This window comes from Streptomyces sp. NPDC002730 (assembly GCF_042888805.1).
Lineage (GTDB): Bacteria > Actinomycetota > Actinomycetes > Streptomycetales > Streptomycetaceae > Streptomyces.
Genome location: NZ_JBIAQG010000017.1, coordinates 76,114 through 90,745, shown reverse-complemented (window position 1 = coordinate 90,745; position 14,632 = coordinate 76,114). Strand labels below are relative to the sequence as shown.

Sequence of the window (14,632 nt, the reverse complement as noted above, 5' to 3'; positions counted from 1 at the left end):
CACCGGTTCACAAAGAGTCTCGGTTCTCCCTCATCCACCATGGGGCCACGATACGGATCTTCATCTGGCTGGCACAGCGCTTAATGGCAAGTCGAACCCACTCCCAACGCCGCCTCCAACGGTGGGCAGGCGACCGGGTTCGTTGTCTCACCACTACCGGAATCCGCGAACCCGCGCGTTTCCGACCTCGATCACTTCAAGGGCCTGAACGACGAACACGGCCACGCGACCGGCGACATGGCGCTCGCCGCGACCGGCGAGCGACTGGCACGGTGGGCCGAACCCCACGGGGTCGTGGGACGGCTGGGTGGTGACGAGTTCGCCGTCGCCACCCGAGTGGACAGCCACAACGTGGACGCGATCGAAGAGCGCCTGGACCAACTCATGGGTGTACTGCGCGAACCGGTCCTCACCGACGCCGGGCCCATCACCATCGCCGCGTCGGTCGGGCCCGCCGCTCCGGGCTACCTGGGCACCAGCGCCCTGCCGACCCTGCTCCGGGGCGCGGACGTCTCGATGTACCGGACCAAGCACAAGGGGGACTACGGGTGGGCCGAGATTGAGGATCTGGAGACCCCGACCATCAACGGCCGCCGTGCGGACGTCCCGGGACGCACACGCTGACGCGTGCCGCGTGAGCGCCGCCGAACTCGAGGGCGGCGACTGGATCCGCGGCATCACAGTCCGCCAGCCCTGGGCGGCCTGCGTCCTTGCCGGGAAGACCGTGGAGAACAGGCCGAGGCCCTGGAGTTGGCGGGGGTGGGTCCTTCTGCACGCCGGGGGAAAGCTGGAGCGCACCGTGCTGCGTGACTCGCTGGTCGCCCGCACGATCCGCGGCCGCGAGCTGCACCGCGGTGCGGTCATCGGCGTCGCCCGCCTCACCGACTGCCACAGACAGGACACCGGCTCCGAGCTGTGCAGCCCCTGGGCTCAGGCCGGCGCACATCGCCTGGTCCTGGCCGACGTCCAGGAGCTCGCTCTCCCCGTTCCGGCCGACGGCGCGCTCGGACCGTGGAAGCCGACGCAGGACCTCGTGGACCAGGTTCTGCTCCAGCTCCAGCACCTGGGCCCGCCCACGCCATGACCGCCTGGCGTACCCCGAGGTGATCCGTTCCGTCACCAGCCAGGTGGCCAGCCGGGCACCCCGGGGCACTCCACCCTCGCACGCCCAAGGAGCCTCACCATGCACTCCCCCGAACTCCGCCTCGACCGACTCATCGGCCCCGAGCTTGCCGCCCAGTTCTTCGGTGCTCTGGTCCGCGAGTTCATCGCCGACGACCTGCTCCCGGAACCTGTCGCCTTCCGGCTGGTCTGTGAAGGCGTCCTCGACGGCGATCCGTTCCTGCTCGCCGACCCGGGCCAGGCTTGGGTCCTGCGCCCCGAGATCACCGAACCCGTCCCGGCACTGCTGCTCATCATCCGCCGGGACACCGACCAGTTGACCGTTGAAGACGAGCCGGGCAGCGCCACCGGATCCCGCTGTGCGCGCTCGCCACCTACCAGCTCGATCAGTGGTGCTGGGCGCGGCCCGAGAAGGAGCGCGCGTCGTGACCACCGCCCTCCGCACCACGCAGCTCTCGTCCTGCCGTCAGTGCGCCGGCCGCCCGGCCGACGTCCTGGACTCGGTGTCCACCACGAACTACAACGCGAGCCGCGCCGGACAGCAGCGAGCCGACCAGGCAGGAGACGGCGCCCACACCCACATCACCATCGACGGCGACTGCCTCGTGCTCCGCCCCCTCACCCACAACTCACAGGAGGTGGCGCGGTGAGCGTCATCGGACAAGAAGAAGGCATCGACCACGGCAGCATGCGCGGCTACCGCCAGCACACCTACCGCAAGGTCCCCGCGACCGAAGCCTGCGGCTGCCTGGCTGCCGTACGAGAGGCGCAGCGCGCCAGCAAGCCGGTCCAGCAGCGCAGCCAGAAGCAGAGGCAGGGGGCGGGCGGCCAGTACGTCACCAGCGGCACCGGAACCCGCCCCGGACGCCCGATCCTCCCGCCCGGCGAATGCCCCACCGAGGGCTGCAGCCAGGAATGCGCCGGACGCACGATCCAGCGCCGCGGCTGGGTCCGCGTCCACGTCCAGGGCTCCACGATGCCGCCCCGCTCGTTCTGCTCCGGTTCCTGTGCCTCGGTTGGCATCGCGCTGGCCGAGCTGCGCATGGACGCATCTGCCCGCTGAACACCGGCCGAAGACGGCCACCACCATGAAGCGGCCCGCCCTCACAGGTGGGCCGCTTCGTCCTTTCCGGCCCGGGGCGGCCGCCGGCCACGAGCCCGGCCGCCCCGGATGCCCCCGCTCACCACACCCAACACTGACTACCGCTACCAGCTGCTGGCTTCCTGGGCCGATCACGCGCTCGCCGTACTCGCCCGGCACAGCACCGACAGCGCCGAACAGGTCGCGGCCCGCTGCCTCCGGCCGTCCTACGACGGCAAGCTGCTCTAGATGATTGATTCCAAGGGGTAGCTGCGTGAGCAAAGGCGAGTGGTACCCAAGATCAGTGTGTGACGAGTGACTTGGACACGCTCGCTACCGCGCTCTACGTGAAGACCGATGACCTTCTGAAGGCGTCGCCGCAGCTCGCCCCCTGGCGACCGAGGGTTGGGATATCCCCGCGGCTCAGCGATGCCGAGCTGACCACACTCGCCGTGCTGCAGGCCCTCCTTGGCTTTCCCGGCGAGGCCCGCTGGCTGCGGTATGCCCGCTTGCATCTGCGGCAGCTGTTCCCGTACATGCCGCAACAGAGTGGCTACAACAAGCGCCTGTGCAAGTCAGCAGGCCTCCGGCAGCCCCGGCTCGACGACGGTCCGGCCGGCCTCACTCCAGCACGAGTCGGCTGCTGGACGTGACGGACCAGCAGATCATCGAGGTCATGACCGCATGCTCGCCAAGCAATGAGCCGCCGCCGGAAACGCGATGAGGGCCGGGATCTCGGGGCCCCGGCCGGCCTTGAGCACCGCACTCGTGCTACTTGCCTTCCAGCGCCGCCACCAGCTGAGGCAGGTTGCCGCCTGCCACGATGAGGGCAAGGTGGTCGTGGTAGTCCCGGCTGCTGACGATCAGGCCGTCGCGGACCCGCAGCACCTGGATGTTGGAGGCCTCGAAGGTCCGTCCGGTCAACTGGTGGTGCACGTGGTAGTCGAACTCGGCGACGACCACCTCCGGGTCGTCGGTTTCCCGGACGACCACGTTCGCCGGGGCCAGCTCCACGGGCGAACTTGCGGAGACTTGCGCGAACCGCTCCTTGAGTGCGGCCCGCCCCTCGAACCGGCGCGGACCGACCGGCTCGAACACGGTCTCCACTACGGCGTCCTCGGCATAGAGCTCGGCCAGCTCCGTGAACCGCCCCGCGCTGATGCCCTCGATCAGCTTCTGGAAGACCTCGCGCGGTGACAGCGTTTCGGACATGACCAACCTCCAGTGGGATCGGATCCACGGCTAGAATCGGACTAGCGACTCCGTTTTCACGATACGGACTGGAGACTCCGGTTGTCCAGGGCGGTTCTGCCGTCGACGGCGAAAGGTGGGAGAGGGATGGGTGGCGCTCAGGAGCGCCCGCTGCGGGCGGACGCGGCCCGCAACCGGGCCAGGCTGCTGGATGTCGCCACGGAGGTATTCACCACCCGCGGCATCAGCGTGCCGACCGAGGAGATCGCCCGAACCGCCGGAGTCGGAGTCGGCACGCTCTTTAGGCATTTCCCGACCAAGGAGGCACTGCTGGAGGCAGTGATGATGCGCAGACTGGAGACAATGGCAGCCCAGACCGCGCAGCTGGCCGCCGAGACCGGGCCCGCCGAAGCCTTCTTCGCCTGCTTCCGCCTGATGGTGGAACAGTCCGCGGGCAAGAACGAGTTCGCCCAGGCTCTTGCTGCCGCCGGGGTGAACGTACACGCGTCCCTGCAGGAGCCGACCATGGAGATCCAGGCTCGGCTGGCCGATCTGCTGACCGGGGCGCAACAGGCGGGGGCGGTCCGCCCGGAGCTGGGCCTGCCTGAGTTCATCGCCCTCCTGGCCGGCGTCGGCAGGGCGATGGAACAGCTCGGAGCGGATCCGGCGCCCCGGGAGCGGATCTTCGAGGTCGTCTTCGACGGGCTGCGGCCGCGCTGAATCGAAGGTGTACAAACCTCCCACGGAAGTTGCCGAACGGACTACCGACCGCCATCGCGAGCATCGGCGACACCCGACTGACCCCTTGGAATCAATCGTCTAGCCACGGGGAGGCTTCAGCCCCCCAGCGTCCACAACGAAGCCCCCGCACTGCCGGATCTCCTGGGAGTGCGGGGCCTTTTTGCGTTCTGGGGTCGCCGCAGCGTCAACTCCCCATCGTTCGTGACCTGATGGATACGGGGACGAACACGCGACTCCCCCAATTTGGGAGTGCAGCCTGCACGCCAGTCCTGCGATGACGGTGATCGAGGCTACGTCGCGCGTGACGCGCCTGAGTGTTGGCGAGGACATCGGACGGGAGGGCATCCAGTTTCCGTCATGTCCCAAAATTCGTTCGTGCGTTCCTATTTGGGGTGTGAGGCTTCTCCGGAACTGGCCTTGATCAGCCTGACCCGCTGATAGGTGGGGCCACACAAACATGGGGGGGCACATTGAGTATGAGTACGCGGCGGCTGCGTGACGGGGCGTTGGCCGCGACAGCAGTCCTGATGGCCGCGATGACGCCAGCGGCGTCAGCCGACGAACACGGTGACCTTGAACGGGTGTCCTATGTCCTGCCCCTCGGCATCGCCACACCGGATGGGTCGCTCACGGCCAACGCCATAAGAGCACTCGGTGAGAAGGCCGAACTGGTGGGCGGCGGGATGACGGCGCTGGAAACGGTGGGCCCCGTGGCCAGCTACGCACCGCGCGCCGTAACAGCCTCGGCCGCGGCGACTCCGGTTGTTCCTCGCGTGCGGACCGCAGCGCCCGCCGCGGTCTCATATCCCGCTCCGGCCCGGTCGATCTCGCTCGCCGAGTGTCAGGCGAAGATCGACCGGCCTGGCGGCGAGAAGTTCTACGTGAAATCACGCTTCGCCGTATGCACCGGCATCCGCATGACCTCCACCTGGACAAGGAATGGCGCGCCGGTGGGAAGCAGCGAGGCGAAGGTGTTCATCCGGGGCACCGTGCGGGTGACCTGCTACCTGAGACTGGCACCGACTCCTACCGCCTCGCCACAACTCGCGCCCGCGCCGAACAACAAGCCATCGCCTGACCAAACCGCCTCCGGGCACGAGATAGGTCGGCATGCCAGTGAATCGTCGACGATTCTGGGTGTCAGCCGACCGCTATGGTCGCTTTGCTGGGACGGGCTGAAGCGCGGGCCAGCGAGCAAGCATTCGTAGGCGCATAGCGGTGCTGAGGCGGCTCACGCCGCTAAGAGAGGTGTGGCCGGCTGTCATCTGGCCAACGACCCCGAGCCGGTGGACGAGCCGTTGTCGGGCGGTCGCGGTGCCCCACGTCCAGTCCCGGTGCGGAATCAGGGCCAGGTGATCAGTGCTTTCGCGGCGTGCACGCTCAACCAGCGCGTCGCCGCGGAGCAGCCAGCCGGCGCACGCGTCAGCGAGCCCGCCTTGTGTTTCGGAGCCGGTCAGGGTGCGCCACTCGTTGCGGTATGCGCTCTCCGCCCGTTCCAGCAGCGGCTCCGACGCTGAAGTGACACACCAGCAGGTCGGAAAACCGATGCGCAGGTAGGCGAGCTCCATCAAGCCACTGCCCAGTGACGCTTGCTCGAAGTCAATGAATCTGATCCCCGTGGCGGTGTGGAGGTCGTTACCGGGACAGGGATCCCCGTGGAGAAGGGCATGCCCAGATGCCTGGTCGAGCCGGTTCACGAGGTCATTGAGTTCGCCGGACACGTCAGAGGTGACAGGAACCTCCAGAGCCCCGGCCAGCCGCAGGAAAGACTCGACATCGGCCTGGTTCGGGCCCTGCCACCGGGGAAGTACCCCAACGTCCTCCGGGCGGGCGGTGGCATGCAGCCGTGCCAACGCGGTTGCATAGTCGACGATCCAGTCGCTGGCCGGGCGTCGGTGATCCAGATGCTCCAGCACCAAGACCCGCTTGCCGGGATCGGTGGCCAGCAACGCGGGCACCACGGGAGTTTTAGTTCGGGAGGCGAGCCGCAGGGCCGCCACCTCGCGGGCGTATCGCTCGTCGGCATCAGGACCGTCGACGATCTGCTTCACCACTGCCGTTGCCTCTGGCAACTCGACGCGCCACACGCACGAGCGAGGGCTGCTGCCCAGTCTGCGAGCGCGCCTGGGCGATCCCAGCTCGGCCCGTAATTCGTCCCCGAATGGCAGTCGCAACCACATGGGCTCATCCTTCCACGCGGCCGAATGGGCGTGCGGCTACTGCGCACAACTGGCCGTCCTGCTTCACGCCGCCGAGGACCGCCACCCCGCAGGGAGAGCGGGCAGACAGCTGGGACTGCCTCCCCGGGGTGCTGCCACTTCTCATCAACATTCCTGGACAGCTCGATCAAGAACCGGTGCCAGCCCCCATCAACAATCGCTCTCCGTTCTCACCTACGAAGCCAGCTGTTCCTCAAAATCCTGGCCGTAGTAGCTGTCCGCGTCCCCGTCAGGGATCGCCACGCCCCAGGCGCGCAGCTCCGCGTCCAGGGCCGCGCACATCTTCGGCGCCTGCTGCAGCATCACTTCGAGCGCCCAGGTTTCGGCCGCGCAGCGGGGTAGCGGGGCACGGCCGGACGCCAGGTCCTCGGCGAGGTCCCAAAACGCCCGCGCGGCCCGCATCCTGAAGGCTCGATCCTGGCTGTCGCACTCGGGCGGCATCAGCGCGAGCACCGTGCCCCGGGTGGTGGCGTCCGCGCGGTCCAGCGTCCGGTCGGCCCACCGGTCCGCGTCCCAGTACGTGAGCTGCGCCAGTGCGCGGCCGGCCACCATCAACAGCCCGGCCGCGAACGGCGGCAGGTACTCATCCAGATCACCGTTCGGGACATCGAAAAATTCGGCCTCCTCGGTCAGAACTCCGAACGGATCCAACTGAGTGCTCATCGAACCCCGATCACGACGTGCTGTTCGGTACGGCAGCAGTTTCCCGTACCCGCCAGCCCTGGCGCACCGTCCGGGCGGATTCCCCCGAGTCGTGGGCTCTTGGCGCGGGGCCGGCCGCCGGGGGTAGGGTGGAAGTTGTGGTGCTCGATCTTCTGGCGGTAGGGGCCCTCTTGGCCCCCTATCCCCCGGCTGGCCCCGGCCATCGCGCTCCTGGCGATGCTGCGTCATACAGTTACGGTGCCCGCTCCAACAGGACAGCGGTCACCGTGTCCACTTCGCACGTTGCATGGGGCCGTCACCACAGCACGAGGTGCCGCCGGGATAATTGCGGTCACGCGGGCGGTCGCATGGTTCAAATCCTGCCCCCTCTACCAACTCTGGTCTCTTCGACGCCTGAGCGTCGAAGAGACCAGAAGCATTTTCAGCGATCGAGTCGTATCCGATGAGAGCAACGTTGCCCGGCGTCCGGGCGCCCGCGTCGATCACTGCTGCGCGAGCTGCCAGCGAACGGGGCAGGAGCGCTGAATCAGTTCGATGAGCCAGTTCAGGGTCCAGTGGATCCTGCCGGGGAAGTTGGCCTCTTCCAGGCAGGCGGTCCGTGAGTTGTCCATCGCGGTCCCTCCATTTGCCGAGCCCGCGTGCTTCGGCGTGGCATTTCGTCTTTCCCGGGTAGCGGCTGAACTTGATGTGCACTGCTTCGGGCACGAGATGCCCCGCGTCGTAGGGCAGGGAACCTCGGGGCGCCTGTCCCGTATGAACCTTGCCCGGTCTCACCGAAGTTTGACCGCCTTGCTGGTCAGCCAGCCGCGGATGCCCAGGCAGGCTCCGTGCAGTCGGATGCCCGGGCGAGGGCCTACCGCGCTGACCTCCAAATGAGCGGGCGAGTCCGACGGGATGCTGCTTCTGTGCAGCATCCCGTCGGCCTCGCCGTGTATCAGCCGAAGTGGTCCGTCAGTACGCACCCGTCCACGAGAGACGGCTCCTTCTTGTAACCGCTGGGAATGGCGGCGTCGGCCTTGCACGAGAGGTAGAGGAGCCCCGACCCCTTGAGCCCTTCCTCGACCGCGCTTCTCCCCTGGCGGATGGCGAAGTCCTTGCCCATGAAGTAGCCGCCACCGCGCTGCTTGGCCCTGGTCTGGAACTGCTTCATGTTGTCGACGGAGAGGAGCGTGATGCCCATTCCTTTGGCATCCCAGCAGATGCCGCGCTCCTTGACGCCCCACTCAGAGCCGACCGACTCCGCCTCGGGGTCTTCCGCCTTCAGGTGCAGATCCCTGCACGTGGTGCGCTGGGCGACGAACGCCTCGATCTCTGCCATGGTGCCCGCGCTCGGAAGGGCCGAATCCTTGGAGCCTCCGCCGCCCGCTCCTGCCCCGCCGGAGCCGCCGCTCTGGCAGGCACTCACCGTCGCCAACGCCACCAGTACCGCGGCGGTGGCTGCCATCCGCTGTGTCCGCATATCTGTTTCCCTCGTATCGTGCAGTCCAAGCCGCGCCTGGGAGGTGCCGTCGGCCCGGTTCGAGCCTATTTCGCGGCTGGAGAGAACTGGCCTAAAGGCCAATCCCCGCAACCCTCCCGTCCCGACGCGCCGTTGGGGTCCAAAGACATGTCATCACGCCCGGAAGATCAAGCCACACGCGCGGGATCAACGCAAGCACAACTGAGCCGCCTCGCACGGCATCCATCACACGACCCGGACACCCCTTCGTCGCGAGCAGACGCCACCACAGTGACGCTCAATCGTCCGGCGCACAGACTCAACGCTCGGCGGCCATTCGCGGCTGGCTGACCAGCAAGTGGGCGGTCAAACTTCGGTGAGACCGGGCAAGGTTCATTGAGACGGGACAGCGCCGTCGGGCAGGCTGAAGGGGTAGGTGCGGATGAGGGCAACCGACGAAAAGCCCTGATCAGGGACTACGTCGAGTGCCTGGAGATCATTTCCCGCGAACTTGAAGATCCTTTCCCGCCACTCCTGGTGGACGGCGTTGCATCGCACGACGTCAACGCTAAAGATCTACGACGAATGGGATCCACATGGAAGGGCTCGATCACGCGCCGCGGCCGCCACCAGGCTGATGACACGGGCCCCCAACCGAAACGCTACTGGGCTTGATGCCGCCCTGCCCCGGCATGGCCGGTTGGTAGTACGAGGCGACGGCGGGCTGTCCGGTGTAGTTGGGGCCGGCGTGTGGATCTGCGCCGAGATAGCTCCAGGGCAGATGGACCCTCCGCGGGCCGCGGAGGGTGAGTCGGTGATGGCGCGCGCTGTAGGTGAACCCTGCCGCGCGCAGTGCCGCCAGCGCGGGACGGCTGGCTGATCTGCCGTCGGCACACCGGATCGAGTCCGGGTCGAGGTGGGCAATGAGCAGTCCCTGGGGAGTGAGCCAGGACGCTGCCCGGGCGAGCAGGCCCAGCTGGTCGCCCACGTAGTGCAGCCCGTGGACACACGTGATCAGGTCATACACCTGCGGTGCGGTCCACGTCGCGACGGAGGCGGTGACGAGCTCCACTGCTGGGGGCAGCGTGCTCGGCGCGAGCGGACCCACCAGATCGATGCCGGTCAGGACGGAGGTGTCCGGCAGCCTTGCAGCTGCCTCCCGCAGGGCACGGCCCTCTCCGCTGCAGACGTCGAGCCAGGACGGCGCCGCGGACTGGGCCAGAAGATGGTGGATCGGATCGAAGCCGAGCTCGCGGGCGTAGCTGTTGACGCCGGCCAGGCCGCGTTCACGGTTCATGGTGTTGTTGGCGACCACGGCGGATTGCTCCAACTCGTGGTCCGAGAGCGGCCGACGCGCTGTCATCGAGGCTGCTCCGGCGTAGTGGTCACAGGCATTCGATCATTGTCCCAGTGCCCGCGAACAACGGCGGTGAGATCGCGCTGGGAGACAGAGCAGCGGAAGTAGGCACCTACGGTCACCCATAACTCTTCCGATGTCGGAGCATGTGACGGAGAGCTTGACACCGACACTGCCCCCGGCCGAACGGTCCGAAGCCCAGGCGGCCCCGGGCCATGCGCTGCCGGCCCGGGAGAGCCCAGTCTCAGTGATGGATCAGGACCTCCCGCAGTAGCCGGAAGAGGTTAGCGGTAGCGGAGACTGCGGCCAGAACCACACCCCAGTGGGACTTCGAGTTGTGCTGCTCTTTCTTTCGCGCGGTACCGTCAGGAGTCACGATGCATCACCTTTCCTTTGGTGATCTTCGGTGCCCGTCGGGGCGAGTCGAAGCTGTCCAGGCCGCTCGAACCGACGGGCTTCTTATTGGTATTCATTGCATGGACACAGGGGTACCTTCCCAAGAGATCGGCTGTTCGCAAATTCGATCTCGGGTATTCGGACAGCAATTTCCCTGCTCCGGGCGGGAGTTGTGATCGGTAGCACTCGCATGCGTGCAGCGATGCGGCTGACTCGTCGGCAGCTGAACCGGATCTCTCCGCTGCGAAGTCAGCTGAGCGTGACCTGGGCGGTTGGTCATGCCGCCGCGCACGACGCTCGTCGGCGGCCAGCAGTGCATCCGAGGCCAGCTTTTGCTAGCTGCTCGGCGAACTCGTTGGCCGGCTTTTCCACTTCCTCCGCGCCCACCCCACTCGGCAGGGCAGGTCCCAGACCGGCACGATGAGGCTGTGGTGGACGACGCGGTCGAGTCCTCACTCGTACGGGTGTGAACGCGCCCGAGTTGTAAGGGTGTCGGGCGCTGAAGGACGCCACCGGGCAGGTGTCTTCTCCGAGGTTCGACCGGGGCTGAGGTCGCCGGACGGAGTGTCGTTCTGCAGGCGGAGCAGCACGGAGCCGTCGTCGCGGCGCAGCGCGGGCCACGCCATCGGCAGTACGGTCGCGAGGGTCACCGACGGCCTGCGGCGGGCAGTCGTGCGAGGGCGTCCAGAAGCTGCTCATCGGGGTGCGGCATGACCCAGCGCAGGTAGCTCTTCTCCTACCTCTCGCACCAGTACGCGGCGTCCACGCCTGTCAGCCGCACGGTCAAGGATGGCCGCGGCGTCGGTTCGCTCCAGGGAGGCGGCCATCTATCGAGTGGCGTTCTCTGAGTCCGGGCCCAGAACTCGAATGGGAACCCTTGAATCATTCCAGCCACTTTCGGAGAGCGAGAGGCGCTCATTCCGCCCGATTTCCAAGACGGTCCGTACCGCTCAAGCGCCGCAAAAGCTACAGCTCATCTGAACCGGGAACCGCCAGACTCCACAAAGTGCGAGGTAGCTTGTGCCTGGATCACGAGTGAGGGCAGATCAAAGTGGGCCTAAAAATGCCTCTGATGCCGGTTGTCATGTGGGAAGCCGCCGCGGGCCTCACTCCCGTTGGATGCGGGGCGGCGAGGGCGACTGTCCTGCCCGGTACTACAGGGGTGCTTCGAGAGCGCGTTGTCGTCGTTGCCGGTAGTGGATCCGTTTTGCAATCGTCTGGTGGGTTCTGCGCCACAGGGACTGGGCGACGATGATCGCGGGGGCGTGCTGGACGTGCCAGACGGTCTGGTGGAGCAGTCGTCGGATTTCCTCGGCCGTGTAGTCGATCAGGCGTTCAAGGACGGGTGCACGGCCAGCGGCGGCCAGGCTATGGCGGGGACGTCGAGGTCCGGTTGCCCGGCGGCCTCGTGGGGCTGGCTCATGCGTGCGGTGCGGGTGGCGCTGATCGACACGAACGCGAACGCGGCGATGGCCAGGGCGATGTGACGGTGCCACGGCTCCCACTTGCGGACCTCGTACTGGTCCAGACCGCAGTCCGACTTCGCGGTCTCAAAACAATCTTCGATGCTCCAGCGCAACCCGGCGACCTGCACCAATGCGGTCAGGGTGGTGCCGGGGCGGGCGTGCACAGCGAAGTACGCCAGCTCGGTGGGGTCCGCGATGGAGCGGCGTACCAGCAGCAGGTGCTGCCAGCCGGGGCGGGCGCATCCGGCGTCCGAGGGCCAGGCAACCTCTGCGAGCGCCCAGTCGTAGTACCGCTCGCCTTTGGCACCGTTCCCGCACGAGCGTCGCTCGAAGACCAGCGGAAGCTTGGGGACCAGCAGGTCAACGCGCATGCTGCCCATCCAGCCGGCGTCGACGGTCTCATCGCACGGCACCGCCATCACGTAGCCCTTGCCGTGCCGTTCGAGTCCGGCGCGAAGCTTGCGGTCCTGCCCGTAGACGCTGTCGGCGGCCACCCAGGCGAACGGGACTCCGGCGGTACGGGCTCGCTCGACCAGGCGTCTGCCCAGCTCGGGCTTGGTGACCACGGCCTTGCGGCGCTCGGCGGGCACCCCGGCTTCCTTGCAGCGTGCGATGTCCCCCGCCCAGCTCTTGCCCAGGTACAGAGCGAAGTCGATGAAGGCCCTCCCATAGCTGGTGGCGTACGCCAGGAAGACCGCGACCTGGCAGTTCTCGGTCTGCCCGGTAATCCCCGCGTACTGCGGGGCCACGCCTGCCGACTTGGTGCCCTTCTTCAAAAACGCCGTCTCGTCGAGCACCAGTACGGCGTCCGGGTCGCCCAGGTACTCGACGACGAACGCCCGTACCCGGTCCCGCAGCCCGTTCGCGCTCCACACCGTCGTGCGCAGCAGGCACTTGACCCGATCCGGCGTCACATGCCCGACGTACGCGGCAATCTGCCAGGAGTTCTTCCGCTCAACCGTCCCCAGCAACGCCTTCAGGTAGGCCCGCGCCGTCAGCCGTGGCTCCACTCGCACGAACAGACTCGCGAGCATCGCGAAGAAGTCCTCGAACCAGCCCGTCCACATCTCGATGTCACGCTCGGTCTCCACGCCGTAGGCAACGAGTCACACGGTCAGCCGACACGAAGCTCCCCTGTAGTACCGGGCGCAACGTCACTTTCCCCGCCCAAACATTCGAGGAGTCGTAGTGTCCGGGGTTGTGTGCTGAGCGGCGCCGAGTAGCGGCTCGCCTGGCGCGGTGGGTTACACAGCCTGCGACTTGAACCGCCATACGGCGTGTTCCAGTCCGCCAGGTTCGTGCCCGAGGACGGCGGCGGCCTCCTCCTACACGGCTCGCAGCTCCTCGTACCGGAGGCCCGCGACACCGGCATCCGCAGCGAAGGCCCGCAGGTGTACGTCCACTGCGACCTGCGATCGACCGACGAGGTTGCCGATGTAGTCGACGCTCTTCGGCCCCACCCCCTTCACCGCGCGTAGGGCTGCACGATTGTCCCGGTGGTCGAGCCATGCGTGGAGGTCGTCGCGGGAATCGACACCTCTGGCAGCCAGCAGATCGGTGATGGCGTGGGCTGTCGCGACCCTGCTGGGGCTTTTGAAGTTCATGGCGACGGCGAGGTCTTCCGTGGCGAGCCGTGCCTGGAAGCCACGGACCGTGGCGGCGTCAGGCCATGCCGGTTGGAGCTGGACAAGCCGCGGCCGGATGGTCGACTTGTACTTACGGCGCGCATGGAAGCTGGTGTCGCAGATGACGGTGCCCATGTGCGTCCAGCCATCAGGCAGGTGGAACGGGCCGTTGCCGAGGACAGATCGAACGTGGGCAGCGAGCCGCTGAACGGAGCTAGGTGTGGCCATGGACCAATGATGGTGCTCCGTTCTGACAATCCGGGCGGGAGCTTGGAACGCATCGAATGTTTGGGCGGGGAAAGTGACGTTGCTGGTGGGGAATTACGTGACCGTCGACAGTAGGTGCTTTTGATCCCCTGGCCGTTGTTGATCAGGACTGCGTTAGCGTCGGAGACCGGTGCTGTTAATGCAGCAGTGGTGGTTGTTCTGGGAGGAGACAGATGACGCAGACGGTGTTTGATCAGTCCGAGCGGCGGGCGTGGGCAGGGCAGGCCGATGCCTATGCTGCGAGTTTCGCCAAGCTCTGTGCGTATGCGGCACCTGGCCTTCTCCGTGCCGCCGGAGTTCGAGAGGGAGCGCGGGTCCTCGATGTAGGAACGGGCACTGGCACCGTCGCGGCAGCCGCAAGTGAGCGGGGGGCGAAGGTCACGGCAGTGGACGCCGAGCCGGACATGGTTGCCCGAGCCGCGCAGGCGGTCCCGGAGGCCGACGTACGGCTTGCCTCGCTGCCCCGACTTCCGTTCGCCGACGACGAGTTTGATGTCGTGATCGGCAACTTCGTCCTCAACCATGTCGGACGGCCTCGGACAGCCCTGCAAGAGCTGCGCCGGGTGACGCGTCCTGGTGGTCATATAGCGGTCACGATCTGGGCAGTGCCCCCGGCCACCGGGCAAGCCCTCCTCGGCAGGGCGGTCCAAGCCGCGGGGGTCGTCCGTCCCGCTCATCTGCCGCCTCTTGCTCCCGAGGACGATTTCCCACGCACTGAGCAGGGACTTGCCGCGCTGCTGGGCGAAGCCGGACTGCTGAATACTGCCTGCGACACCCTGGTCTGGGACCATCGGACGACGCGCGAGGCATGGTGGAGCGGACCGGCCGCCGGGGTGGCGACGATTGGGCAGATCGTGACGAGTCAGACTCAGCCGGTCATCGCGGAGATCAAAGGACACTTTGACCTGCTGTGTGCGGAGTTCACCGGCCCTGATGGCGCGCTGGTGTTGCCTCACGCGGCCCTGATAGCGCACGGCCAGGCATGACGCGGCTCTGACCAGCATGGCCATGGCTCGGGTAGGAGCGCGACATCATCGCGCCTTCCTCGTCCAGCTATTCGTTGCCA

At 67.1% G+C, this 14,632-nt stretch carries 16 protein-coding genes and 3 pseudogenes; 9 read left to right on the top strand and 10 right to left on the bottom strand.

All coding sequences use genetic code 11. The features are described from left to right. Positions 1–192: 192 nt before the first annotated feature. The 6 genes and pseudogenes from ACFYXH_RS35920 to ACFYXH_RS35895 form a co-directional block, all read left to right on the top strand. Positions 193–624 (top strand): annotated as a pseudogene (locus ACFYXH_RS35920) (GGDEF domain-containing protein); the annotation flags it as partial. Between the two features lie 10 nt (positions 625–634). Beyond that, entirely contained in the window at positions 635–1,084 is a 450-nt protein-coding gene (locus ACFYXH_RS35915; RefSeq protein WP_389572179.1) for a hypothetical protein, read from the top strand. Between the two features lie 463 nt (positions 1,085–1,547). Continuing rightward, positions 1,548–1,772, top strand: a complete 225-nt coding sequence (locus tag ACFYXH_RS35910; protein WP_389572176.1) for a hypothetical protein — start codon at positions 1,548–1,550, stop codon at positions 1,770–1,772. After that, entirely contained in the window at positions 1,769–2,185 is a 417-nt protein-coding gene (locus tag ACFYXH_RS35905) for a hypothetical protein (protein WP_389572173.1), read from the top strand. Before ACFYXH_RS35910 ends, ACFYXH_RS35905 begins: the two co-directional genes overlap by 4 nt. A 108-nt stretch (positions 2,186–2,293) precedes the next feature. Then, the gene (locus ACFYXH_RS35900) at positions 2,294–2,452 is read left to right on the top strand and encodes a hypothetical protein (RefSeq protein ID WP_389572170.1); all 159 of its coding nucleotides are present in this window, start codon (positions 2,294–2,296) and stop codon (positions 2,450–2,452) included. 59 nt (positions 2,453–2,511) lie between these two features. Continuing rightward, positions 2,512–2,790: pseudogene (locus tag ACFYXH_RS35895) on the top strand (IS982 family transposase); the annotation flags it as partial. Positions 2,791–2,974: 184 nt separating this feature from the next. Here ACFYXH_RS35895 and ACFYXH_RS35890 read toward each other — a convergent pair. Continuing rightward, positions 2,975–3,415 (bottom strand): nuclear transport factor 2 family protein, encoded by a 441-nt coding sequence (locus tag ACFYXH_RS35890; protein ID WP_389572168.1) that lies wholly within the window; start codon positions 3,413–3,415, stop codon positions 2,975–2,977. Positions 3,416–3,541: 126 nt separating this feature from the next. Here ACFYXH_RS35890 and ACFYXH_RS35885 point away from each other — a divergent pair, with 126 nt between their 5' ends. Further along, complete coding sequence (locus ACFYXH_RS35885) at positions 3,542–4,114, top strand: TetR/AcrR family transcriptional regulator (protein ID WP_389572166.1); 573 nt, start codon at positions 3,542–3,544, stop codon at positions 4,112–4,114. Between the two features lie 548 nt (positions 4,115–4,662). Beyond that, complete coding sequence (locus ACFYXH_RS35880; protein ID WP_389572162.1) at positions 4,663–5,343, top strand: hypothetical protein; 681 nt, start codon at positions 4,663–4,665, stop codon at positions 5,341–5,343. Here ACFYXH_RS35880 and ACFYXH_RS35875 read toward each other — a convergent pair. The 9 genes and pseudogenes from ACFYXH_RS35875 to ACFYXH_RS35835 all read right to left on the bottom strand — a co-directional run bounded on the left by ACFYXH_RS35875 (position 5,287) and on the right by ACFYXH_RS35835 (position 13,527). After that, positions 5,287–6,315, bottom strand: coding sequence for a phosphotransferase (locus tag ACFYXH_RS35875; RefSeq protein ID WP_389572158.1), 1,029 nt, complete (start codon positions 6,313–6,315; stop codon positions 5,287–5,289). The two genes, ACFYXH_RS35880 and ACFYXH_RS35875, sit on opposite strands and share 57 nt — an antisense overlap. Before the next feature lie 213 nt (positions 6,316–6,528). Continuing rightward, positions 6,529–7,017, bottom strand: coding sequence for a hypothetical protein (locus tag ACFYXH_RS35870; RefSeq protein ID WP_389572155.1), 489 nt, complete (start codon positions 7,015–7,017; stop codon positions 6,529–6,531). A 482-nt stretch (positions 7,018–7,499) separates the two neighbouring features. Next, positions 7,500–7,628, bottom strand: coding sequence for a hypothetical protein (locus ACFYXH_RS35865; protein WP_389572152.1), 129 nt, complete (start codon positions 7,626–7,628; stop codon positions 7,500–7,502). A gap of 323 nt (positions 7,629–7,951) precedes the next feature. Further along, on the bottom strand, positions 7,952–8,476 hold the full coding sequence (locus ACFYXH_RS35860; RefSeq protein WP_389572149.1) for a hypothetical protein: 525 nt from the start codon (positions 8,474–8,476) through the stop codon (positions 7,952–7,954). 589 nt (positions 8,477–9,065) lie between these two features. Continuing rightward, positions 9,066–9,818 (bottom strand): class I SAM-dependent methyltransferase, encoded by a 753-nt coding sequence (locus tag ACFYXH_RS35855; protein WP_389572146.1) that lies wholly within the window; start codon positions 9,816–9,818, stop codon positions 9,066–9,068. 842 nt (positions 9,819–10,660) lie between these two features. Beyond that, positions 10,661–10,834: a hypothetical protein gene (locus ACFYXH_RS35850; RefSeq protein WP_389572504.1), complete on the bottom strand. Its 174-nt coding sequence runs from the start codon at positions 10,832–10,834 to the stop codon at positions 10,661–10,663. A gap of 28 nt (positions 10,835–10,862) precedes the next feature. Beyond that, a pseudogene (locus tag ACFYXH_RS35845) lies at positions 10,863–11,076 on the bottom strand (DUF5926 family protein); the annotation flags it as partial. A 459-nt stretch (positions 11,077–11,535) separates the two neighbouring features. Next, positions 11,536–12,765 (bottom strand): IS701 family transposase, encoded by a 1,230-nt coding sequence (locus tag ACFYXH_RS35840; protein WP_389572144.1) that lies wholly within the window; start codon positions 12,763–12,765, stop codon positions 11,536–11,538. A 234-nt stretch (positions 12,766–12,999) separates the two neighbouring features. Then, a complete protein-coding gene (locus ACFYXH_RS35835; protein ID WP_389572141.1) occupies positions 13,000–13,527 on the bottom strand; it encodes a hypothetical protein in 528 nt (175 codons plus the stop codon). A 212-nt stretch (positions 13,528–13,739) separates the two neighbouring features. On the opposite strand from ACFYXH_RS35835, the gene ACFYXH_RS35830 reads away from it, so the two are divergent. Beyond that, positions 13,740–14,552 (top strand): class I SAM-dependent methyltransferase, encoded by an 813-nt coding sequence (locus ACFYXH_RS35830; RefSeq protein WP_389572138.1) that lies wholly within the window; start codon positions 13,740–13,742, stop codon positions 14,550–14,552. The last annotated feature ends 80 nt before the right edge of the window (positions 14,553–14,632 follow it).